General features: G+C 34.4%; 18 protein-coding genes. 9 read left to right on the forward strand and 9 right to left on the reverse strand.

Annotation, left to right across the window (positions count from 1 at the left end; translation table 11 throughout):
- Window positions 1-969: 969 nt before the first annotated feature.
- The 4 genes from ACIP9W_RS21725 (at window position 970) to ACIP9W_RS21740 (ending at window position 5,500) form a co-directional block, all read left to right on the forward strand.
- Entirely contained in the window at window positions 970-1,641 is a 672-nt protein-coding gene (locus ACIP9W_RS21725; RefSeq protein WP_400793258.1) for a response regulator transcription factor, read from the forward strand.
- Window positions 1,638-2,726: a HAMP domain-containing sensor histidine kinase gene (locus ACIP9W_RS21730; protein ID WP_400793260.1), complete on the forward strand. Its 1,089-nt coding sequence runs from the start codon at window positions 1,638-1,640 to the stop codon at window positions 2,724-2,726. Before ACIP9W_RS21725 ends, ACIP9W_RS21730 begins: the two co-directional genes overlap by 4 nt.
- Before the next feature lie 316 nt (window positions 2,727-3,042).
- On the forward strand, window positions 3,043-5,235 hold the full coding sequence (locus tag ACIP9W_RS21735; RefSeq protein ID WP_400793262.1) for an MMPL family transporter: 2,193 nt from the start codon (window positions 3,043-3,045) through the stop codon (window positions 5,233-5,235).
- 94 nt (window positions 5,236-5,329) lie between these two features.
- Window positions 5,330-5,500 (forward strand): hypothetical protein, encoded by a 171-nt coding sequence (locus tag ACIP9W_RS21740; RefSeq protein ID WP_400793264.1) that lies wholly within the window; start codon window positions 5,330-5,332, stop codon window positions 5,498-5,500.
- An 888-nt stretch (window positions 5,501-6,388) separates the two neighbouring features.
- Here the strand turns inward: ACIP9W_RS21740 and ACIP9W_RS21745 are convergent.
- Together ACIP9W_RS21745 and ACIP9W_RS21750 are read right to left on the reverse strand one after the other, a co-directional pair.
- Complete coding sequence (locus tag ACIP9W_RS21745) at window positions 6,389-9,751, reverse strand: DEAD/DEAH box helicase (protein ID WP_400793266.1); 3,363 nt, start codon at window positions 9,749-9,751, stop codon at window positions 6,389-6,391.
- A complete protein-coding gene (locus tag ACIP9W_RS21750) occupies window positions 9,744-10,571 on the reverse strand; it encodes a hypothetical protein (protein WP_400793267.1) in 828 nt (275 codons plus the stop codon). Before ACIP9W_RS21750 ends, ACIP9W_RS21745 begins: the two co-directional genes overlap by 8 nt.
- Window positions 10,572-11,525: 954 nt before the next feature.
- Here ACIP9W_RS21750 and ACIP9W_RS21755 point away from each other — a divergent pair.
- Both ACIP9W_RS21755 and ACIP9W_RS21760 read left to right on the forward strand, forming a co-directional pair.
- Window positions 11,526-12,068, forward strand: coding sequence for a sigma-70 family RNA polymerase sigma factor (locus ACIP9W_RS21755; RefSeq protein ID WP_400793268.1), 543 nt, complete (start codon window positions 11,526-11,528; stop codon window positions 12,066-12,068).
- Entirely contained in the window at window positions 12,046-13,053 is a 1,008-nt protein-coding gene (locus tag ACIP9W_RS21760; protein WP_400793269.1) for a DUF4179 domain-containing protein, read from the forward strand. The genes ACIP9W_RS21755 and ACIP9W_RS21760 overlap by 23 nt, the downstream gene beginning before the upstream one ends.
- 193 nt (window positions 13,054-13,246) lie before the next feature.
- On the opposite strand, the gene ACIP9W_RS21765 is transcribed toward ACIP9W_RS21760, so the two are convergent.
- Window positions 13,247-13,558 (reverse strand): hypothetical protein, encoded by a 312-nt coding sequence (locus ACIP9W_RS21765; RefSeq protein ID WP_400793270.1) that lies wholly within the window; start codon window positions 13,556-13,558, stop codon window positions 13,247-13,249.
- A gap of 1,007 nt (window positions 13,559-14,565) precedes the next feature.
- Between ACIP9W_RS21765 and ACIP9W_RS21770 the strand changes: the two genes are divergently transcribed.
- Both ACIP9W_RS21770 and ACIP9W_RS21775 read left to right on the forward strand, forming a co-directional pair.
- Window positions 14,566-15,276: a DUF6973 domain-containing protein gene (locus ACIP9W_RS21770; RefSeq protein WP_400793271.1), complete on the forward strand. Its 711-nt coding sequence runs from the start codon at window positions 14,566-14,568 to the stop codon at window positions 15,274-15,276.
- A 250-nt stretch (window positions 15,277-15,526) separates the two neighbouring features.
- The gene (locus ACIP9W_RS21775; RefSeq protein ID WP_400793272.1) at window positions 15,527-16,006 is read left to right on the forward strand and encodes a hypothetical protein; all 480 of its coding nucleotides are present in this window, start codon (window positions 15,527-15,529) and stop codon (window positions 16,004-16,006) included.
- 264 nt (window positions 16,007-16,270) lie between these two features.
- Here the strand turns inward: ACIP9W_RS21775 and ACIP9W_RS21780 are convergent, their stop codons facing one another.
- Both ACIP9W_RS21780 and ACIP9W_RS21785 read right to left on the reverse strand, forming a co-directional pair.
- Complete coding sequence (locus tag ACIP9W_RS21780; RefSeq protein ID WP_400793273.1) at window positions 16,271-16,414, reverse strand: SOS response-associated peptidase family protein; 144 nt, start codon at window positions 16,412-16,414, stop codon at window positions 16,271-16,273.
- Window positions 16,415-16,445: 31 nt separating this feature from the next.
- Window positions 16,446-16,553 (reverse strand): SOS response-associated peptidase family protein, encoded by a 108-nt coding sequence (locus tag ACIP9W_RS21785; protein ID WP_400793275.1) that lies wholly within the window; start codon window positions 16,551-16,553, stop codon window positions 16,446-16,448.
- 443 nt (window positions 16,554-16,996) lie between these two features.
- On the opposite strand from ACIP9W_RS21785, the gene ACIP9W_RS21790 reads away from it, so the two are divergent.
- Window positions 16,997-17,662, forward strand: a complete 666-nt coding sequence (locus tag ACIP9W_RS21790; protein WP_400793277.1) for a hypothetical protein — start codon at window positions 16,997-16,999, stop codon at window positions 17,660-17,662.
- A gap of 688 nt (window positions 17,663-18,350) precedes the next feature.
- Here ACIP9W_RS21790 and glmS read toward each other — a convergent pair.
- The 4 genes from glmS to glmM form a co-directional block, all read right to left on the reverse strand.
- A complete protein-coding gene (gene glmS, locus ACIP9W_RS21795) occupies window positions 18,351-20,153 on the reverse strand; it encodes a glutamine--fructose-6-phosphate transaminase (isomerizing) (RefSeq protein ID WP_400793279.1) in 1,803 nt (600 codons plus the stop codon).
- A 398-nt stretch (window positions 20,154-20,551) separates the two neighbouring features.
- Window positions 20,552-22,156, reverse strand: a complete 1,605-nt coding sequence (locus ACIP9W_RS21800; protein WP_400793280.1) for a gamma-glutamyltransferase family protein — start codon at window positions 22,154-22,156, stop codon at window positions 20,552-20,554.
- A gap of 131 nt (window positions 22,157-22,287) precedes the next feature.
- A complete protein-coding gene (locus tag ACIP9W_RS21805) occupies window positions 22,288-22,803 on the reverse strand; it encodes a type 1 glutamine amidotransferase domain-containing protein (RefSeq protein WP_142540991.1) in 516 nt (171 codons plus the stop codon).
- Between the two features lie 214 nt (window positions 22,804-23,017).
- A complete protein-coding gene (gene glmM / locus ACIP9W_RS21810) occupies window positions 23,018-24,370 on the reverse strand; it encodes a phosphoglucosamine mutase (protein ID WP_400793282.1) in 1,353 nt (450 codons plus the stop codon).
- Window positions 24,371-24,387: the final 17 nt, after the last annotated feature.

Here is a 24,387-nt window from a genome sequence, read left to right on the forward strand (position 1 = left end):
TGACTGGTTTCGCTGGATGCAGGACACTCCAGAAATGGATGCCGTTCTGAAACGGACTTAACTTTTTTGTGTCCAAGATATTGACGTAAATCCATATTTTATAGTGTAGTAAAGTATCTGACATCGAAAATTAAACAATTTTTTTAACCCCGTCCTAAATTTAGAACGGGGTTAATTATTATTTTTCGCAAATCATCGAGTTCGATTTCGCCATCAACGTACATTCTTAATAAAGCCCGATTTTCTTTCGTTAATGGTTCACTCCCAATGAATTAATTGCTTCAGCATTAGCGACAAATTTTTCTCTTTCTGCCTTTGTGGTATTAACTATACTGTATTCATTCATTCTTATCATTCCTTTCAGCAGTTTTTCCTTATCATTTCAAAACTAAAATTTGTAAGCTGATTGATTCAAAAAGGTTCTATTAAAAATCACAGATAAGTCCTCAGCCTACTTTTAAAATAGAACATCTACTTAACATAAAAAAAAAATTTAGTATATAATTCTACCATTTTATATATGAGTAAAATTAAATTATGCATTTTTAAGTTCTTTGTTAAAATCTACGTGACATGGGAGTTGTCAGTCACTTTTTGCTTATGTTTATCCTATTGACAATTCAAGTAACTTTTTCTACAATTGTGGGCTATCCTTAAATAAGGGAAGTGTATTTTTATTAAAGAGCCGATTGTTGAGAAACGCCTTCAGGGTGTCTTTAGAATAAAGTTCGTTTTGCTTATAGGAATTTAAATATATTGGACAAACTTTTGTAGAACTCAAGGAAAAGTTATAATTAATGTTTAAAGTCTGGAAAGTAATGTACACTTTTTTTCTACAGAATAAGAGTATCTTTTAACAATTTTTTAACAAAAGTCTGATATACTGCACTGGATAAAAGCTAGTTTAGTTTAGAATGCTTTTTAATCATTGTTGCTATTTTTGTGAAAATAGAAAGGTGTGAATATTTTTTGATAAATATACTAGTGGTAGAAGATGATTTGAAACTAAACGAGATTATGTGCACATATTTAAATGATAGTGGCTATCATGCAACTGGATGTTTAAATCCTCGTGAAGCCTATGATTTAATGTATAACAGTTTATTTGAATTAATAATTTCGGATATTATGATGCCGGAAATCGATGGTTTTGAGTTTGCAGAGACGGTCAGAAATATAAATCAGACTATACCAATTTTGTTTACCACTGCTCGTGATGATATTACGTCTAAACAAAAAGGGTTTAGAGCAGGAATTGATGATTATATGGTGAAACCTATAAATATGGATGAACTTTTAATGCGTGTGGGAGCTTTACTCCGTCGGGCAAATATAGCTAATGAGAGAAAACTTGTTGTAGGTAGTTTGGTAATGAATGCAGATGAAATGACTGCAACAGTTAATGAAGAGGAAATTCCTGTAACAATAAGGGAATTTAATATACTTTATAAAATGTTGTCTTATCCCAAACGTACCTTTTCACGGGCACAATTGATGGATGAGTTCTGGGGCATTGATAGTAACACCAGTCTTAGAGCTGTGGACGTTTATATCACAAAACTTCGTGATAAATTTTCTGTATGCAATGACTTTAAAATTTTGACAGTTCATGGGCTTGGTTATAAAGCGGTGCTTACATGAGTAAAAATAGACAAAAAAAGAAAGAAATTGATATACGTGTAAATACAAAACATTTTTCTGTAAAGTTTTTTCTTTGGACCTTTATTATATTATGTATTTTGACTTATGGACAGGCTATGATATTAGGCGCTTTTCTGCATAAACAAACGGTTATTCTACCAATTGGATATATTTTAGGTTTGATGGGATACTGGGCCATAGTTTCCCTTATTTTCTGTCTGCTAAATGCAAGACGACATTATATCACCTATGACAAGCCTATGATGATACTCAGTAGGGCAGCAAAAAAAGTAGCTGAAGGTGATTATTCTATCTCGATTCCACCGCTTCGAAAAGATGGAAAAAAAGATTATGTAGAAGTCATGATTGATGACTTTAACAAAATGGTAGAAGAATTGGAAAGCACAGAAATTTTGAAAAATGATTTTATAGCCAATGTTTCTCATGAAATAAAAACTCCTCTTTCTATTATTCAAAGCTATGCCACAGTATTACAAAAAGAAGGTTTAACTACTGAAAAGAAAAAAGAATATACAGATACAATTATAACTGCATCTAAAAAGCTTACTACATTGGTAACAAATATTCTCAAACTTAATAAACTAGAAAACCAGGAAATTCAGCCATCAGTGGAACCTTATGATCTATGTAGGCAGCTAAGTGAATGCGCTCTGTCTTTTGAAGAGCTATGGGAGCAAAAAGATATTACATTTGTTGCTGATATTGAAGAACGGGCAATGATTATTATGAACGAGGAGATGTTAGAAATTGTTTGGAATAACCTGCTTTCAAATGCAATCAAATTTACAGAACCAGGGGGAACTGTTAAGCTGACTCAGACATCAGATTCAGAAGTGATGACAGTAATAATTGAGGACAGTGGGTGTGGAATGAATGAAGAAACAGTGAAGCATATTTTTGATAAATTTTACCAGGGAGATACTTCACATTCACAGGAAGGAAACGGACTTGGACTTGCCCTCTCTTTAAAAGTAATTGAATTAGTAGGCGGCAAAATATCTGTAAAAAGTGAACTGGGGATTGGAACAACTTTTAAGGTTGAGTTAGAAAGATTCAAAAATTAATAATTGTAACGCCGAGCAGAATCAAATCTAGATGGGGATATCTAGATTTGATTCTGTTTTTTTTATTGGAACAATTAATGTTTGCTTAGTTTTTATTGTTATTAACATTTCGTAAACATTTCTCTGACATTTTACAAACATACTCCGACGATAATGTTAAAAGTAAGGGAGATTAATTAACTAGCTTACAAAATTGAGAGGAGAGACAAAATGGAGAAATTACTGAAATTAGGAATCTTGCTCATGCCATTCCTATTAATAATGGTAATAAATAAACAACACTCAGATACTATGAAAAGAGAGAGGAAACAAGACGATGGCCAAATTTTTATATAAATTAGGAAAGTGGGCAGGATCAAATAGTATAAAAGTATTCCTTATGACTGTTTTGCTGTTAGCCGCTTTAGGTGGCGCTGCTGGAGGTCTAGGAATTTCCTTCAAGGATGACTTAGCCATACCGGGAACAGAATCAGAAAAAGCGATGAAAGTGTTAGAAAAGGAGTTTCAAAGTGGAGATAACGCTGGTCAAGTGTATCTCGTCATGAAAGCTCCGAAAAATGAAACGTTAGATTCAGAAGAAAACAATCAAGTAATAAATAAAGCTCTTGAAAAAATCAAGAAAGATAAAGCAGTTACGGCAGTGGCAACACCTGCAGAACTGAAAAATATTAATCCTGACAAACAAATAGGCTATGCAGTTATCACCTATAATAGTCCTGCAGGAAAGGTATCCGATAAGTCAAAAGAACATGTAGAAAAAAGCTTGCATATTACTCGAGATGCAGGAATCCAGACTGAGCTAGGTGGTTCCGTTGAATTTGATGTAACAAAAGGCGGCGGCTCCGAAACGATGGGTATCATAGCTGCATATGTAGTATTAGCTATTACCTTTACTTCCTTATTGATAGCTGGAATGCCAATTCTTACAGCTATTTTGGGTTTAGGAATCGGAGTTGTATTAGTTCTTATTGGGACAAATTACTTTGCTCTACCTTCAATCTCACTTACATTGTCTGCGATGCTAGGACTTGCTGTAGGAATTGATTATGCTCTTTTTATAATTTCACGCTTTAGAAGCGAAATGAGTAAAGGCAATTCCGTAAAGGAATCAATTGGTATTGCAAATGGAACAGCAGGAAGTGCAGTAGTGTTTGCAGGTGTAACAGTTATAATTGGATTGATTGGTCTTGTCGTGTTAGATATCCCATTCATTGGTTCAATGGGTGTAGCCGCAGCTATGGTTGTATTATGTTCTGTAATTGTTTCGATTGTTGTTGTTCCGGCGATTTTAGGTTTGTTAGGACATAAGATGGGTCCATCAAGAAAGAATAGGCTTTTGAATCTAATCACGCGGACAGACAAGAAAAATGATGCTTCTAAAAATAAATGGGGCAGATTTGTTACAAGCAAGCCATGGACTGTTTCAATTATTGCCATAGCAATGCTAGTAATAATGGCAATTCCATTTTTCCATATGGAACTTGGACTGCCAGACAAAGGCAGTAAGCCGTTTGATAAAACAGAAAGAAAAGGCTATGAGCTTCTAGCTGAAGGATATGGCGAAGGTTTTCATGCTTCATTAATCATTGTGGCTGAACCTAAAGGAAATGCACAAAACTCTCCGGAAAAGTTAAATGAAGTTATAGAAGATATCAGCGTTTTAAAGAATATAAAGAGTGTATCTCCGGCAGTACCCAATTCATCGGGTGACTTATTCTTGGTAAGTGTGACACCAGAAACCGGACCAAATGATTCTGAAACAAAAGAATTGGTACATGATATAAGAAATCTTTCGAAATCTGAGGAAGTTAATTTAATGGTGACGGGTTCAACAGCCATTAACATTGATATTTCTGAAAAAATAATGGATGCCTTACCGCTATTTGCAACATTCATTATAGTGTTCGCTTATCTCTTACTCATGGTCGTGTTTAGATCTCTGTTAATCCCATTAAAGGCAGTGCTTGGGTTTATTCTATCAGTGGGAGCCACATTTGGATTTACGGTATATGTTGTTCAAGATGGCCACTTACAGGATTTATTTGGACTTCCGGGGCCTACCGCTATCTTGTTCTTATTACCAATATTAAGCATTGGTATATTATTCGGTTTAGCAATGGATTATGAAGTATTTCTTGTGAGCAAAATGCGAGAAGAATATGCTCGTACTGGTAATGCAAAGCAAGCGGTTCTTAGTGGTATGAAAGAAAATGGGGCTGTTGTAACTGCAGCTGGATTGATTATGGCAGTTGTTTTCTCAGGTTTCATATTAGCCAGTGATCCAATAATAAAACAAATGGGATTAGCCTTGTCATTCGGCGTATTGTTTGATGCTTTTGTTGTAAGAATGACCGTTGTCCCAGCTGTAATGACTTTAATGGGGAAAGCTTCATGGTATTTACCGAAGTGGTTAGATAAGTTTCTGCCTAATATCGATATTGAAGGACATTCAATTATGAAGGAAGAGCAAATCTCACCAAAGAAGTCTAGGAAGTCTATATTATCATAGCTGTTCATGACGCTGATTTCTAGTAAGGATCAGCGTCACTTTTAAAAGTACAGCAAGCAGTTTTTGATTTATAAAAAAGAAAGGAAGTCATTTTATGATTTTGCTACCCGGAGTTCTTTTTTACTTGCTTATCGGTTTGTTTTTTTTCCTCTCGGTGATTAAAGGCAATGATTTAAGAGCACATGCAAGATACTTTGCTTTAGCAGCACCATTTATCATTGTAGGATATCCATATTTTTTTGTGAGAAGGGTTTTAAAAATGTAAAATATATTTGAATGATTGTTATTCAAATAAAGGGCATTATTATGGAATAAACTTAGATTCTTAAAGGAAGAAAGTAGATGCCACTGAACAGTCAAGAAGAGGTAAAATCAATTTTCTATGAGAAAGTTAAAAGGAATAATTTAGATTCTAATGCATTTAATCTTAAACTGAATGATATTGATGATGACCGGATTGATAATTAAGTTCTTCATTTAAATAATAAAACATCACCTTGTTGTTAACAAGGTAATGTTTTTTATTAATTTTCTATTTTACAATATACGGTAAGAGCAAGAATGGTCACGCCAACACCAATTAACGAAAGAATTGTCGGCATCTCTGCGAATAACAGTAACCCAAACAATAAAGCTGCGATTGGTTGGTTCTGCACCCGATACAATTGTCACCCCGGTCGTAGAGTCTGTTTTCGCTAAGCTTAACGTTAAAAATAAATAGGGCAAAATCGATGTGCAAAGTGCATAGATTACTATGAATAACGAGTTTTGTATTGGGCTACTCTCCATATGTAACGAGAAAATAAAGTTGTATAATTTTCATTTTGAAAAGCTTGATTTCACAATACCATAGATTATTTATCGAGAAATAAAGTTGTACAAAAAACAACAAGATTTAATTGAAGTACCTTTTTCGAAAAATAAAGTTGTACAAAAATTACACAAAATGATATATATTTTCTCTAAAAATAAAGTTGTACAAAAAATTACGTTTATAAAGGATTAGATTTCCCTAGGAAATTAACGAAATTCTATAAATTAGGGCTCTTCTTTTTAATAAGATGTTGAGTGACCTTATGTCACCTTTTAAACTAAACCCACAACTGAATAATGTATATACTAAAATTCCTTAAAAACTCTCGATTCTTAATAGTTAAGTTTCGTTTACTATCAAGAAAAATGCACTAATTTCATTTTCTGTATAATGAATATTAGTGAGCTTTGCACCTATTTCCTCTGGATTTTTAATTAATAGTTCCATTTTTTTATCACGAATTATTTTTATAACTTCTATTTCGCTACTATCGGATGCGATATTTGTTTCTATTATTGAGCCTAAAGCTTGTGCTACAAATCTATTGCGATAACCGAATCTATACCACGCTACTGAATTTACATCTTTTAATCCCATTTTAATGGCAATTGGCAACATTGAAAGTTGAAAGGGAACTGTTACAACTTCATCTTGTTCTACTCTATCCATCCACATTTCTTCAAGGATACTAATTAATACACTTGCGAAGCGCGATAAATTTTCAAAAGGCCCTTTATATTCTAATAATTTTAACACTGTTGGTATGAATGCTCCCTGGGTTCTTTCATTACTAACTATTATTGAAGGAAAAGTATTAATACCTATTTCCTTTATATTTTTGCTACCGTAATAGATATTTAAATTTACTCGTATCTCTTCCCAACTTTGTATCCATTCCTTTGTAGGTTTCCAAGCCGTATAATCTAGATTTTCATTAAAAAAAGGAATTGCTTCATTTTTAAATACATTGAAAGAGTTTATTAATGATTTTATTAAATTTGGGTTCATTCTTGCTAGAATATCAATTAAATAATTACTCCATGAATTTATATCCCATGACTTAGAAACTTGATAACTAGGTATTTTAGCGTTTTTCAAAGTCTTCAACATTTCTTGCACAACGAACACTGTTACCCCGGATTTTCTAGCTGAGGAAAATACCCAATCAGGTGCTCCAGTTTCTTTCATAAAATTTTCATGAATTTTCTTTATTATGGGACCTGTTATTGAAGAAACGGTATCAGTCACCTTTTTTTGAATATTGTATGCACCTAAGGTTTTATTTAAAACGGTAATCGGAATAGGAGAGTTTTCAGTAAAAAAAGGTAGGAGTGCTAATTCTTCTTCACTAATAAGTTCAGTATCAATACTCTCAGTAATTAAACGATTTAAGAATGAAGAAAGAGGGCTCTCTATCTCCTGAGATGCATCTTGATATTCTAAGAACCAGGCTTCCCTTTTAGCAACACGTAAATTATAATTTTCATCTTTAAAAATGATAGGGTTCGACGGTATAACTAAGGCTAAACCTTGACTAGAATATTCTGCCCTTCCTGCTCTACCAATACTGTTTAGGAATTGTGTATTTTTACGAGATAGTAAAGCTTCCCGATCTAAAATATTGTATTCATTCCCTAATTCTGTACCTCCCAGTAAAACTACTTCAGCTGGTAAATTCAAGCCCTGAGATAAAGTACTTGTTGCAAGCATAATTTTAGCTAATCCCGTTATAAAAGCAAGTTCTGCTAAGTCTTTTTCAGTTTGGGTCATTAAACTTGTATGAACTGTTACTCCTTTTTCAATAAGTTCCACTAGCTTAGTTGGAAGCCCTAATTCAGCATTCGCTATAGTTATTAACCGACTAATTTCATCATTCCAAAGTTCTCTATCTATTTGTACAGATTGCATGTTACGAGCAACTGTAAAAGGATAATTTTTATTTTTTGGGAAAAACCCAATTGTTTTCATATTATTAGATCCAAAATGGAATGCTAATAATCCCATCGTTTTATTAACCCATGACTCAAAGGGAGATGTTTTCTCTGTAAATTCAAAATCGTAAGTAGCACCAAGATAACCAAATCTATACTCCTTTTTATCATTACTTTGCCAAGCTCCTTGCAATCCGAAGAGTCCAAAATAAGGAGTATTTGATGCCCTTCTTTTCCTTGCTTTTGGTTTTAAGGGTGCATTTTTTACAGCCGTACGGAATTCATTCTGTTCAAGACCTACTACTCCCTTCATTGTTCTTGTTGGTCGCCACTTCAAATCTATAATATTAACATCGAAATTTGATACTTCCTTAAGCCATTCTTTTATATCTTCACTATTTTCAATCATAGCAGAAATCAATTGTAATCTAACAAATGGAGAAAGAGTCAGTAAAGTACCAAAAATAACATCAATTGTAACCCCTCTGGAATTACTCCCTATTTCATGAAATTCATCAAAGATGCACAATCTACACGTTTTAAAAAAATCAGGTGAAAGTCTCATTGCAAGAGCACATTTTTCCGGTGTCATAACATATATATGGTTTTCAGTTTCACTTGGTAACAATTGATCTTCTGTAAGAGCGGTATATTCATCATAACCAATGAAACTTTTTACTTTTACTGTTTTCCATGGCCACTTCACTTTTTTTAGATCTCTTTGTATCTGATGAACAAGTGCATTAGTTGGTGCCAAATATAATACCCAACCCTCGGTTAATGCCTGAGAAGCAGCTAATTTAGCAATTGTACTTTTTCCACTGCCTGTAGGGGTAGCAATTATACTATGTGTTTCAGGTCCTGGTAAGCATTTCTCCACAAATCCAATTGCTGATGGCCATAAAAAGAGTTGCCCATTAAAAGAGTTATCACCTATAGTAATGTTCTTTAAAAAAGATTCATAGTTATTATGCTCAGTTTGAGGTTTTGGTACGCTATGAAATACAGACCTAGCATATGAGTTCTTTATAAATTCCTTAAGAAGTCTTGCGATATGTATTGGTGTAGAATAAAAGGAGCTATAATCGTAAGTAAGAGTGTTAATTAATTCTTCTAACTTTGATATTAAATTGGTTGGTAACTCTTCACCGTCTCCTGTTAACCAAGCGTGATATTTGTTGGCAACAATTCCAATTTCAGAGTAAATCTTAAAGTAGTTTTTAAATGCCAAACTAGCACTGTTAGTCGGTTCTATAGTTTCAATAGATCTATTTGAACCCTCAATAATGGAAATCACTTGATTAATAGCCCATTTAATTTCGATACTCAACTCTCTTGAGTTAATACTGTCTTTTAATGACTGCATGATTTTCTTTGAATTTGCATCATAGCCCGCAATAAGATATAACATCCCTGACTCAAGCAAAGTTATTTCGTAATTATTGAGTACATCATCCAACTTTTCACTTACAGTGGGGCTTAATATATTAGTAAGAAGATCTAAGGCTTCAGCTGCAACATAACATGAAGCTGTTTTGATATCTGTGGTTATATCTTCTTTGAGAATACCAAAGTATTCAAAGGTGTCGGCTAACTTTCTCAATGACAAAATTATATCATCAGTATCTCTGTTTGCCCTATAATCATAATGAGTTCTAAACCTTATTAATTCTAAGTAGGCATCAGAAAGTATAGACCGGAAATCATCAGAATCATAATCCTCAATTACGGGAACTTTGTCTATTAAATCCTTCAAATATGTATCAAACATTTTTAGCCCATTCCTTCATTTGTAATTTCATTTCCAATTTTATCTCGTTATAAAAAGTATCCCTATCATTAAATTCGTTCAATACTAACAGCTTATGCGTATTAGGGATCGAATATTTTGAAAAGGCTTTCCGTTCAATAAGCTTTTGGTAGCTTGGGTCGCTTCCAAAAAAGACAACCGGAATATAAGTACGAGCTTGTTTCCACATTTCTGAAACAAGTTTTTCTTGGAATTCAGTAGAAAGATATCGGGTTAAGGGATATAAAACAGTGCGTAACTCAGCTCCAAGTTGGTCTTTTTCAATTTTATCAAATGAATTTATTGATACGGATATACCATTATTTAAATCATCATAATTTTTCGCTTCTGTTATTGCGGTCCCCAGACAATTCATGTGGGAATCATAGTAAATGCCAGTACCGTCTAATCCTTGCCTAGTAGCACTAGTATGAGGAAGCGTGTGAACTAACATCTTCCCAGGCGGATGCATATCCTCTGCAACTACAACTAAAATAAAAAATATTGCTTCTGCTATCCAAGCATTTGCATGTGTACTATCAATCAACGCCGTTGTTTCATTAATGAGATTTTCCAACGAATCTTCGGAGTTACCCAATAACAAAACGGAAAGTTCAAAATCATGCTGAATTACTTGAGATGCTACAGACAATAAGCAATTGGCTAATGTTTCTCTTGTGGTTGGATTCTCAATATTATTAATAGTAATTATCTCATGCCCATTCGTCGAATCAAGAGTGATGCTCACTTGATCTTTGAGAGTCTCTAATGCATGCCTTGTATTATCTTTTAACCAATCCACCGAAATTCCCCCCTTAATTGCAATAATTAGATATATATAGCTATCACTAATTATACTAAAGAAAAAACTTTTTTGTAATAATTAACAGAATTATAAATATTATTGTTTATTGTTAAAGGGTTTTATTTTCACTACAGAGAAATTTGTGAAAAATATAATGAGATTGATTCTTTAGATAGACTGCCAAGTATTTAAGGAAGTACATAATTTATTAATAATTGATAAGCTAAAATAGCCTATGTTTAAGTTATTTTAACTAAAGAAAACTCTCCTGACCGTTAAATCAGATGGAAAATTGATTGTTAATAATATATAGGTGCTTGTTCAAGTAACGTGTGCTTTAGTAAAACAGAGCATCATTTCGATGGTCTATTTATTTATCCAACACACTAAGTAGATCACAGAAACCCATTGTGAAATGTTACACTTAAACTCCCATGAAAATTAAAAAATGCTCAAAATCTATAAAATTGCATAACAAAAGAAACTCAGAACAAGCTTTTTTTAAAAAAGGCTGAGCCTTCAGATATGCTTATATTGAGTTGATAGGTAAATCAGGAACCAACTCCATTCTTGTTAGAATAAAGGCAGGCTGGTGCAATAACCAGAGTAGGATTAATCTCCCATGAGTGCTACTCGTATAGAGTGCGACAGTCTGTGATGCACCGTGGTCGTTGGAGTCAGACTAACGGATGGGCTCTATGGCACCATAGTTCATCGACCTTCTTCGCCAGCCATACTTATCTATACCCGTTCTGATACAATTTTCATCCTCTGTGGTGCAGCGTTTTTTGCTGCATGGATGGCTAACGGGGCAGTTTAGTTGAATTAGGAAAGTGTTTAATAGAAAGTTATTAAAAAGGACATATTCATTTGAATTGTTCTTTTTTATTTTAAAATAGTGCATCTTTTTTTGAAGGTACGCTCTCTAATAGATAGGATGGTGAAAAAAAGATGACGAATAAGGAAAAGAAAGTAAAACTATCTATTGGAGGGGATCAAGAAGCACTGCTGTTTTTACTTAAACAAGAAAAAGAGAAACTTTATAGGACTGCTTATAGTTATGTTCGTAATGAGGCAGATGCTTTAGACGTTTTCCAGCAAACAGTGTTGCTGGCAATAGAGTCTATTCATCGGTTACGAGAGCCTAAGTATTTCACGACATGGCTGATGAAAATTTGTATAAATGTATCACTTGGTGTACTTGAAAAACAAAAGAGAGTGATTTCAATGGATGACCTAAAATTTCAATCCCTCTCCACAGAAATAGCGACATCTGATGAAAAGATGGACTTACTCAATGCGATTTATCAATTAGATGAAAAATATAAAACAGTTCTTCTTTTAAAATATTATGAGGATTTAACTTTTGAGCAAATAGCAGAGATACTTGGTGAACCGATTGGTACTGTCAAATCTAACGGTAAGAGAGCGTTAACAAAAATAAAAAAAATATTAAAGGGAGTGTATATAGATGAACGAACAAAACAGATTTAAAGAGGCACTTAATGAAATTCCTGTTCCTTCTAAAGAATTAGATGCTATATTGTCAGACGCTTTTAAAAAGGAGAAGAAGCATGTAAAATTCTCCTACAAAAAAATGGCTAAATATATTGCAACCGCAGGGCTAATATCCATTTGTACTGTTTCATCTGCTTACGTATCACCAGCATTTGCTAACTTTGTTACGCAAATTCCAATTATTGGCCAGGCATTCGACTATTTCATCTTACAAGAAGACTACTATCAAGCGTACGAGGAAATCAGTACAGATATAGGTTTAGCTGAAAAAAGCAATGGAATAGAGATTAATATTCAGAAAGCATTTTACGATGGGAATACAGTTACTCTTTCATATGTTTTAAGAACAGAAAAAGATTTAGGTTCATTTCCAACATTTGAGAATCTTCCAACTAATATAAGTGGTGGTGGCTATGAAGGAGAGTATGTGGATGGTATCGGCTATGTTGGCATGATGACTTTATCTATGCGTAATAACTCACAAGACAAAGTAAATATAGATTGGAATCCTCAAGCAATTTTATCAGAAGGACATATAATTGAAGGCGACTGGCATTTTGGATTTTCTTTAAACAAATTAGAAGGAAAGCATATCGCTATTCATGAACATTTAAGCCAAGATGGCGTATCAGTCGAGTTGATTGACGCAGTGAAAACAGATGTTAATCTAACGATAAATTATTTACAAGATGTCGATCCTTCCATTCATGAAAAGTGGTTGGCAGTAGAAGCTGAGTTAAGTGCAATTGATAATTTGGGCAATAAATATAAAGTGCCTTATAATGGGGGAACTGGTACTAAGGGTGGTGATTCGAGTGAAGATATCACTTGGAATGCAACAATTCATGGTCTAAACCCGGAAGCAACAACCATTACTTTTTATCCATTTGCTAATGTGAGTAACAGTCAAATAGATCATAAACGAATTGATTTCGATCCTATTACGATTGAATTAAATTAACTAGTGTTGTTTTAATATCCTAAATCTTTCAAGATTTCGAATTTGTTATACGAATAATGTTAAGGATTGCACTTAAACTCCCATGAAAATTAAAATCTTCGATTTAGAGAAAAAGGCAATACGAAATCAGACGCAGTTCACTTATTTTTTAAAAAAGTGCGGCGCCTAAATGAGGTTCAAGTTATTGGATGAATTAGGAGGCATTTGGTTCAGTAATCGTCACGTTGTATCCAAGGTTTTCAAGTCTTCGAACTGAATATCGTACAATCGATTGTTCTTTTTGCTTGTCAAAGTAATCTTCACCTAAGTCTACGTACATTTCTCTGCGTGTTAGGAGATAGTAGGCGATCCTTAAAATTGCATGGGCAACGGATATTCCTGCTCGCTTTTTACCTTTTCGCGAAGCAGTACGTCTATACATTGCACCCAGGTAGGTTTTGGATCCTCTGACAGAATGAGCAGCTTCTATTAAAGCTGATTTCAAGTATTTGTTTCCTTTTTTCATGTTAGTTGATTTCCTTTTGCCCGCACTAACGGGTGCTTTAGTTAAAGACTCGCTTTCCGAAATACTTAACATTATTACTCCGTATTTGAAGTTAAAACCATAACATTGGGTTACAAACTATAATGTAAAAACCTTAAAGTACGATTGGATGGGTTACCAATTATAATGTAAATTAAAATATTTTGAAACATCCGTATTTCGTTGCTTTTATTGATTTTTGGAGTTACCAACTATAATGTAACTTAACAAACATATGTCCATGTCCAGTTACAACATAGTTAGTAACTTTACAACATAGTTGTTGTATCGAAAAAAAGATTGTTACTTTTAAAAAAGATCGTTACTTATAAAAAAAGATTGTTTCTGATAAAAAGTGAGCGTCAAGAATTTGTCCAGCGACATTATAGTTAGTAACTTTCCATTAAAGTGGGTTACTGATGTAAGAGGAAAAACTTACAGACAATAGTTGTAAATAACATGAAAAAACACTCAGAGAAATTTCTCTGAGTGTTTTTTCTTTCCGAATATTTTTAAAAGAGTCGGTATCCTATTATTTTTTCAAATACGGGCCTTTTTATTTCCAATCCCCTTAGAAATAGAAATTAATAATAAAATAGTCTGTTTACTCGCTGAAGAAGGTTTTGGCGAAGGTATTTATTCCATCTAAATGCACAAGCCTGTTGGGAGCGACCTATTAAGATGCTTGCTTCTTCAAATCCAGATATTTGCGTTAGTCCTTGTTCGATTTTTTTAGATACTATCTCTAAACTATTCCTTTAACATAAAATATGGCTTTATTATACAATAATACACGTTATATCTGAAAATGTGATATATTCTAAAAATTTACTATGATAAATATTTAAACTATGTTATGCTTATTTTGTTAATGTCTTACAATATTGGCCAGTTGTGAGATATTATTTAATTTAATAAAACATAGATTTTTTTAGCTTAGCTGCATTTCTGTATTAGCATTTACAGTAAAAAGGAATAGGAAAAGGAGAATGATTATTATGAAAAGATTTAGCATTTTAATATTGGGTATTTTGTCTCTTTTTGTATTACAAGTGGATAAAGGGTATGCACAAACTCCTGACGAGTTAACATTAACAATAGAAGTTGTAAATTCTTTAACACAAGAAGATTTTGCAAATGCCTTTGAAATTTTGACTTTAAATAACGATATTTCAGCATTAACAAATGAAGAACTAGAAAGAAAAACAGTGATAATTATTAACGACATTTATCAAAGCAAACAAAATAAAATTACTCCATTCATCTTTGGAATACCATTAAACGAGACTGAAGTGCTTCTAGCAGCAAATTACCCATATGAAGCTGCAGCTGCTTATAGTTCTTCAGATGTTGCAAAACAAAGAGTTGCTGCACTTTTCACAGCTCCTCTTGCTGATCATGGTAATGCCAATGCATTTAAACATGCATATTGGAATGTAGAAATGAGTTTCCATTTAACCCAAAGGTTTACGAAAATGTTTGCAGATGCACATGAAGCGAATGCATCAGGTTTAGCTAAAGAGATGGACCTATACAATAATGAATATGGACGCAATTTATTTTTGCGTATGGTAAGTGAAAATAAAAATCTAACTGCGAAACAAGCTGAGACTGAATTACTGAAAAGAATTTCAAACGGTAACCTTCTCAGAAAAGTTGGTGAACAACTACGGAATACAGATGGTACAGGAAGAAAATAGTAAAAGTGAACACGAATTAATAGGAAGATAAGAATAAATAGTCAAAAGTTAATCGACCATTTACTATTAATAGTAAGTGGTCGTTTTTGTGATTATGATAATTCTTTTAGATATAATAGGGTATTTAAATTGAAGTATTTAGACTAGATAATAACAACTATTATTTTGTACACTAACTGTGACTAATTAGTAGTTTTGACAATAGATATCTTTACCTAATATACTAGTTTAAAGGAGATGCTATTAATATATGACTAAATCTAGATTCTTATTAAAAATTTTGAGCGGAGTAGTTTTGTTAGTAATAGGGGGATATGTATGCCTTTCCTTGCTAGTAGTCATTCAACAAGGTAAGTACTGGAAATATGATAATGGGGTTACTATTGAGGTTATTAACTCTACTGGGAAAAATATCTATGACCTAGAATTTACATATGGTCACTCTGAAAATAGTGACTTTCAAGAGATAGGTACAATTAAAAAAGTAGAGTCAGGAAAAACATCTATTTTAGCTAGAAAAAATTTTAAAATTAATAAAATAGATAAAGATTTAAGTCTATATATGCATTCTCTTGTAAACGGTGAAAAAGTAGAACAGAGTCTCCTCTACCTTGATGTCCCTAAACCTAATAAAGTAGTAGTTTTGATAGAAATAGTCGAAGTAGATAACAAAGGTAAAATGAAATTAAAAGTGAAAGGTTTCGATGGTTTATCGGAATTCAAGTATTGATATAACGAGATCGATGTCCCAACCAGCCTCAATCATGTTTCTACAAGTAGGGGGCGATCTGTTTAGTTGACGGGAACACTAGCCCCACGGGTGCTTACGTTCAACCCCGGATACCGCAATCATATATCGATATAAAAAAAGGTCAACCAGAAATATCTGGCTAACCTTAGAATACGAACGGGTGCTTTAGTTTAATAAGAAAGGACATAACATATTAGTCATATAAAATATGTTATGTCCTTTAAATTATCTACTTTTTTCAATTTAGGTCTTGATAAGATCATGTATATCAGAAACTAAGGAGTTTGCTTCCGTTGTCAGTATCGTACAGGAATGAATGGTTTTCCCATCTGGTGCATTCCATGACTCCCATAAACCCGCAATAGCAAAAACTTCATCTGATTTCATTTATTCGCATAGGAATCTTATTAGAGCCATGCTATTTCCATTCGTATAAGGAATCCATTGGTATTAAACATCGTCTTTTAATAAAAGCATTATGATAACTTGGCTTTTGATCTACCGTTTCCGAACGTGCATTAATCATTTTTTATCTTAAGTAAGATTATTTCTAATAAGCAAAAACATATTTACAAAGAGGCTTCGTAGAAAAAGGTGAATTTTAACGTCTAATATGTACTTATATGGGTGCTTTAGCAAAACATGGCCATCATTTCGATGGTCTATTTTTATGTCCAAAACATTAAGTTATCTCAGATCTGCATTGTGAAATGTTACACTTAAACTAAAGGAACAGTTTAGTTCAATAAGCAAAATAGAAAATTTATATAAAGTTGGAACCCTTTTTTCTTATGAACGTATTAAAGTAAAGCATTAGGTTAGTTGAAGAAAATAGAATTATCTTATGAAAGCGTGTTTCTAATAAAAACTAAATTATTCATGCTTTTTAGTTGCCTTATAAGAGATACGAAGAAAATTTCCATTAAGAAAAGTTAGTTTTTTGCATTAAGCGGGAAGAGGGGAAAGATTTTGATAAAAAAAAGATACCAATATCTAATCTTAAATATTCTTTTATTATTTTATATGGTATTTAATGTGCTAGATTTGTACTTAAAAGCTGAAAATATTAAGGAATTGATTTTGATCTGTGTTACTTTTTTTTTAATAGTTAATCTTTTAATATTCATTATTAACTTATCTTTTAATAAGATTTTTAGTTGGTATGATAAACATACGGCAGAAAAATATAACTTTTACCAATGGATGGGTAATCCTCAAACACCAATAATGTTTTATGAGGAATTTTCAAGTATTAAAAATTTTGAGCATAATAAGTTTGTAGAAAATTGCAATCGTATTAAAGAAAAAATGTTACGGGATTTGCCTGAGCAAAGTGACCTGAAAGGATATAGAACTTTTCTTGAACTTGAGACATCTAGTCCTCGACTAACATCGCTCTTAGGTTCAATGCAAACCATATTAATTGCTGTTATTACCTCATCTCTTATTACTTCTTTGAATTTTACAAATTGGAGTGTTTGGAAGTTTATTATTAGTTATTTTATATTGTTAATTTTTTTTGTGGGCTTAATGAGAGTAATAGACTTTATTAGTAGTGCTATTGATAGAAATAAACTTTTATTGGTATTGGTTAATGAATGTATTCAAGAAAAGGAAAATCAAGAAGTTGTATAAGAGGAATATATATCTATCAAAAAGTTGATTGTGATGGATGTAAAGAGCATCCTTATTAAGCTAACGGGTGCTTTAGTAAAAAAAAGAAATCAAATTAAAATGAGCTTGGAGAAAATATCCTAGCTCATTTTTTATGTGTATTTTAAATCAACCTTTACCTTTATCCTTTAAACTCTCCTTTATTTTATTGTAGTGGGGAAGGGGAATGATTTTAAAATAAAAAATATCTGTCCGCATTAAGCGAACAGATTCAAATTAAATATATAAAAGACAATTTTATTTTTTTATATACATAACTTTATATTATTTTTGTACAACTTTATTCTTTAAATACAACACTTAACGTTTAATACTTTTTGTAGTACTTTATTTTCAAACTAAGATATTTTGTACAACTTTATTTTTTATATATAATACTTTTTGTACAACTTTATTTTTTTGGTACAACTTTATTTTCAAATCACACCATATATCCTGTTAAAACGGACCAATCCGTGAATGGTACTAGCGCGATGTTTACATTTTTTTTAATATCAACATCAAAAAAACTGGTTAGTATATCTAACCAGTTTTTTACGTCACGATTAAGTTATACACGTCACGATTAAGTTATTTACGTCACGACTGAGTTATTTACGCCACAACTGAGTTGTTTGAAAACAAAAAGCGTACAATGTTCAATTCATTACTATTCCACTGTAACCGACTTAGCCAAGTTCCGTGGTTTATCCACATCACAGTCTCTATGCAATGCTGCATAATAACTAATCAGCTGTAATGGCACAACTGCCACTAGTGGAGAGAATAGCTCATGTACTTTTGGAAGCACGAAACGATCTCCTTCTTCCTCCAAGCCCTCCATTGCAATAATGCATGGGTTTGCTCCTCGTGCCACTACTTCTTTTACATTACCACGAATATTGAGGCTTACAGCTTGTTGCGTTGCAAGGGCGAATATTGGGGTACCGTCTTCGATAAGTGCGATTGTACCGTGTTTTAGTTCCCCGCCTGCAAAGCCTTCTGCTTGAATATAGGAGATTTCTTTTAGTTTTAGCGCACCTTCTAAACTTACATAGAAGTCAACGTTTCGTCCGATAAAGAATGCATTTCTAGTTGTTGCTAAAAACTCTGTCGCTATTTCTTCCATTTCTTCTTTGGAATCAACAATTGTTTGCACAGCATTTGCTGCAATACCAAGTTCTTTGACAACATCAAAGTCGAGTGATTTGCCTTGAGCTTGCGCATATGCGGAAGCTGTTACCATTAATACTGCTACTTGCGCAACGTATGCTTTCGTAGATGCCACTGCAATTTCAGGACCAGCGTGAAGTAAAAGCGTATGATCTGCTTCGCGAGAAAGTGTGGACCCTGGCACGTTTGTCATCGTAATCGTTGGGTACCCTTGCTCTTTTATCTTCACTAGCACTTGTCTGCTATCTGCTGTTTCACCTGATTGCGTGATAAATAAAAATAGCGGTTTGGCAGAAAGTAGTGGCATATTGTAGCCAAATTCACTAGAAATATGCACTTCTACAGGTATGCCTGCAATTTTCTCAAAGTATTGCTTGCCGATAAGACCTGCATGATAACTAGTTCCCGCAGCAATAATATAGAGACGATCTGCATTGTGCAGTGCATCCAAGATATTTGCGTCAATTGTTAGCTCATCTTGCTCATTTTGATAAGCTTGAATGATCTTACGAATAACCGCAGGCTGTTCGTCCATTTCCTTTAACATATAGTGAGGATATGTTCCTTTTTCGATATCGCTCATATCTAGCTCTGCTTTATATGCTGGACGTTCTACAATAGAGCCATCCAATTTTTGAATTTCAACTGAATCCTTATGCACGATCACAATTTCTTGATCGTGAAGCTCTACATACTGCTCCGTCACTTGTAGCATAGCCATTGCATCAGACGCTACTACATTAAAGCCTTCACCAAGACCTACAAGAAGCGGTGATTTGTTTTTCGCAACATAAATAGTATTTGGATCTTCTTTATCAAGTAGTGCAAGTGCATATGATCCATGGATAAGATGCAATGTTTTTCTTAGTGCATCAATGGTGGATAATCCATCTTGTGAAAACTTTTCAATTAACTGTACAATTACTTCTGTGTCTGTATCAGAAGCCATTTCTACATTAGATAAATAAGCTTTTTTCATAAGGTGATAATTTTCAATAACACCGTTGTGCACAAGTGTAAATCGCTGTGTTGTGCTTTGATGAGGGTGTGCGTTTAGTTGGTTTGGGACACCATGCGTTGCCCAACGAGTATGCCCAATTCCAAGTTTTGCATCCACTTCTTCATCTACTACATCACGTAAGTCTGCAATTCGTCCCTTTTCTTTAAAGACAACTACGCCTTCGTCATTAAGTACAGCAATTCCCGCTGAATCGTAACCACGGTACTCCAATTTCTCTAACCCTTTTAATAATATTTCCTTTACATCTGCTTCTCCAATATATCCTACAATTCCACACATATTCATATTCCTCCGTTTACATTCATGTCAAAACAAGCCTCTCTTTTTACCTGAGATGCTCATTATGCTAAGAATGCCTTCTTTTCCCCTCTGTCATACAATCACTCGTATGGTTTCTGAAAAAGAATAACAACCGGGCAAATACGGTCGGGAGGCATCCGCCGAATTTTCGATAACCTCCACCTCGTCTGCTGAAGATATATCGATCAATTTCTTCAGCTCTGGCGCTATAATTGTTTTCCTCATTTTAACGCGTTTACCTTTCCTCCATTTCTACGCGGTCACTTTTGAATTTACATTAAAAGTAACTTTTTCATTATATACGCTCATTATATGCACGTCAATTTTATGGAACAAAGGTTAATAGAATAATTGAAAAAAAGCCTCCAATGAGGCTCTTACCAAACTGCTATTGCTCCATCTGTCCTAGATTCTGTGCCGCCTTGTAGAACGCCTGTCTCCGGGTTTCTCCAAATAATCTGACCACGACCAAAGCTACCTCCATCCGTTGTCATTTGAATATCATGACCTTTTCTTATTAAGCTTTGCACAAGATAATTTGGAAACTCAGGCTCTACATGAATTGTTTTTCCTTTCACCCATTGCCAACGTGGCATGTCTAACGTTGCTTGTGGGCTCAATAAGTAATCAATCGTATTCGTCACCACTTGGAAATGTCCTTGTGGCTGCATATATCCACCCATCACACCAAATGGACCGACTGCTTTACCATTCTTCGTTAAAAATCCTGGAATAATCGTATGGAATGTTCTTTTACCAGGTTGCAAAGCATTTGGGTGTGCTTCATCCAATGAGAAATCACGTCCCCTATTTTGCAAGGCGATTCCTGTATTCGGAATGACAATACCGGAACCAAACCCCATGTAATTACTTTGAATGTAAGAAACCATATTTCCTTCTTCATCAGCTGTCGCTAAATAAACCGTTCCACCTTTTGGCAATTCATATGGTTCTGGGTTACTTGCTTCTGCTCGAATAGTTACACCCCGAGATTTAGCATATTCATCTGATAATAAATGTTCTACGCTTATAGGCATGTCATTTTGCTCTGTGATGAATGCTTTGCCATCTGTAAATGCTAATTTCATCGCTTCCATTTGATAGTGGAATGTATCTGCATTTTGCCAAATCGGCATATTTAAGCTTTTGTATATATTAAGCGCCATTAAGGCTATCATCCCTTGACCATTTGGTGGAATTTCCCAAACGTCATAACCACGATAATTTACAGAGATAGGATCTACCCATTCTACATTATATGAAGATAAATCAGCTTTTGATAAATATCCGCCGTGCTTTTTCATATAAGCATCTATTTGATCTGCTATTTTCCCTTCATAAAAGTCGCGAGCGTTCGTTTCTCCAATGGCTAGAAGTGTTTTGGCATGACCTGGTGAAGACCACATTTCCCCTATTTCAGGTACGCTACCATTCGGTGCAAACGTTTCAAACCATGCAGTAAATTCTTCCGTAGTAAGGGAATCTTTAAATCTATTATATGCCAATTTCCAATACTTCCCTAGAATTGGTGTTAACGGATAGCCTTCTTCTGCATATCGAATCGCTGGTAGAAGTACTTCTTTAAGCGAGAGTTTGCCAAAGCGTTTTGATAGTTGAGCCCACGCAGCAGGAACACCAGGTACTGTAATCGGTATGACGCCATACATAGGCATTTTCTCATATCCCTGTTCTTTGAGTTTTTGTATAGAAATAGACTGTGGTGCGGGACCTGAAGCATTCAAACCATGTAGCTTGTCTTTTGTCCAAACTAAAGCGAACGCATCTCCTCCAATACCATTAGAAGTGGGTTCTACAACGGTAAGTGCTGCAGCTGTTGCAATTGCAGCGTCAATCGCATTTCCTCCTTGCTTTAATATGTCTAAACCTGCTTGTGCTGCCAATGGTTGAGATGTTGCAATCATTCCCTTTTTTGCAAAAACAGTATGTCGTTTAGCAGAAAAAGGGTGATATAAATAGTCCACAATCATTTCCCCTCTATGTATTTATTTCGTCTCTGTTATAGAATAACAGAAAATTTTAAAAATTTTCTATTAACTTTACAAAATAAAAAAGAACACCTTCGATTGAAGGTGCTCCATTTTTCATTAATCATTTATTTCTCCAGCAATTTGACAATTTCTCTATTAAACGCTGGCAGATCATCTGGGGTTCTACTTGTGACAAGTTGATTGCCACAAACGAATACTTCCTCATCGTGATAAGTTGCTCCGGCGTTTTCTAGGTCGACTTTAATCGACTTGTATCCAGTAGCGTCTCGTCCTTCTAATGTTTTTGCAGTAATTAGAAGCTGCGGTCCGTGGCATATTGCAAATACTGGTTTCTTAGCATCCATAAAAGCTTTTGCAAAAGCTACAAAACGATCGTCCGCTCGTAAAATATCTGGTGAAAAGCCACCCGGAATAAATAATGCATCAAAATCTTCCGGTTTTACGTCATCTATTCCATAGTCTACCTTAAGATTGGCTTCACCTTGTTTACCTGTTACTTCATTTCCTGCTTCTTTCTCAATTGTAAATACCTCGTGTCCTGCATCGTTCAAAGCTTGCGCTGGGCTGGTGTACTCGACGTCTTCAAACATATTTGTGATTAATGTTGCTACTTTAGCCATTTCCTCACTCCTTATCTGCTTGTTCTCTCTTATTATTCCACTAATAAATCATAGTAAACATGTAATCAATAGTTTTGTTAAAATGACTTTTATGCTTTATAAAAGACGTAAAATGGTTGACCCCTTAGTATGAAGGGAGAAACACCAAGCCCTTTTCACTTATTTTTAGAACAAAAAAATCCAGCACAGGGCTGGATTTTTGTATCATTCATTTTTATTCGGCTAAGCCCATCTCTTCTTTAACGACAGCCACGATTCGGTTTACATAGTTTTCGCAGTCTGCTTCTGTTTCTGCTTCTACCATAACACGTACAAGCGGTTCTGTGCCTGATGGTCGTACTAATACACGACCATTGCCAGCCATCTCTGCTTCTACTGTTTGAATGATAGCTGCTACTTTCGCATTTTCGGTTACTGCGTGCTTGTCTGTTACGCGTACATTCACAAGCTTCTGAGGAAAGATTGTCATTTCAGATGCAAGCTCTGAAAGTTTTTTCCCAGTCACTTTCATAATATTGACTAGTTGCAGTCCAGTTAATAATCCGTCACCTGTTGTATTGTAATCGAGAAAGACAATATGTCCTGACTGCTCCCCGCCAAGGTTGTAGCCATTCTTTTTCATTTCTTCTACTACATAGCGATCTCCAACTGCTGTTTTCACACTTGTCATATCATGCGTTTCTAATGCTTTATAGAAGCCCATATTACTCATCACTGTGGAAACAACCGTACTTTTGTTTAGACGTCCCTGTGCATTTAAATATTTAGCACATATATACATGATTTGGTCGCCATCTACGATTTGTCCTTTTTCATCCACAGCGATTAAACGGTCTCCGTCTCCATCAAAAGCAAGACCAACGTCTGCTCCTTTTTCTAATACAAACTTGGCTAATTCTTCTGGATGCGTAGAGCCTACACCTTCATTAATATTCAATCCATTTGGAGATACACCCATCGTCGATAAATCTGCATCTAAATCTGCAAAAACATGGGTTCCAAGGGAAGAAGTTGCTCCGTTTGCACAGTCTAATGCTACATGGACACCTACAAACTCTTCATCTATTGTTTGTTTCAAGTATTGAATATATTTTTGTCCGCCTTCAAAATAATCTGATACAGAACCAACTCCTGCTCCAGTTGGGCGAGGAATTTCATCCACTTCTGCATCGAGTAGTTGCTCAATCTCCTCTTCTTGTTCATCTGAAAGCTTGAAACCATCCGGCCCAAAGAACTTGATCCCGTTGTCTGCCACGGGATTATGTGAAGCAGAAATCATTACTCCTGCATTAGCACTCATCACTCTCGTTAAAAAAGCTACACCAGGTGTGCTGATGACTCCTAAACGCATTACTTCGACACCAACCGAGAGAAGTCCAGCCACTAGTGCTCCTTCAAGCATATGACCAGAGATCCTAGTATCACGACCGATTAAGACCTTCGCTCGTTCCTTCGCTTCCTTTGTTAATATATATCCTCCAACACGACCTAGTTTAAAAGCTAGCTCTGGTGTTAATTCTGAATTCGCTACTCCTCGAACACCATCTGTACCAAAATATTTTCCCATTTCTTCTTCTCTCCTTA

Source organism: Psychrobacillus sp. NPDC093180, from assembly GCF_044754065.1.
Lineage (GTDB): Bacteria > Bacillota > Bacilli > Bacillales_A > Planococcaceae > Psychrobacillus.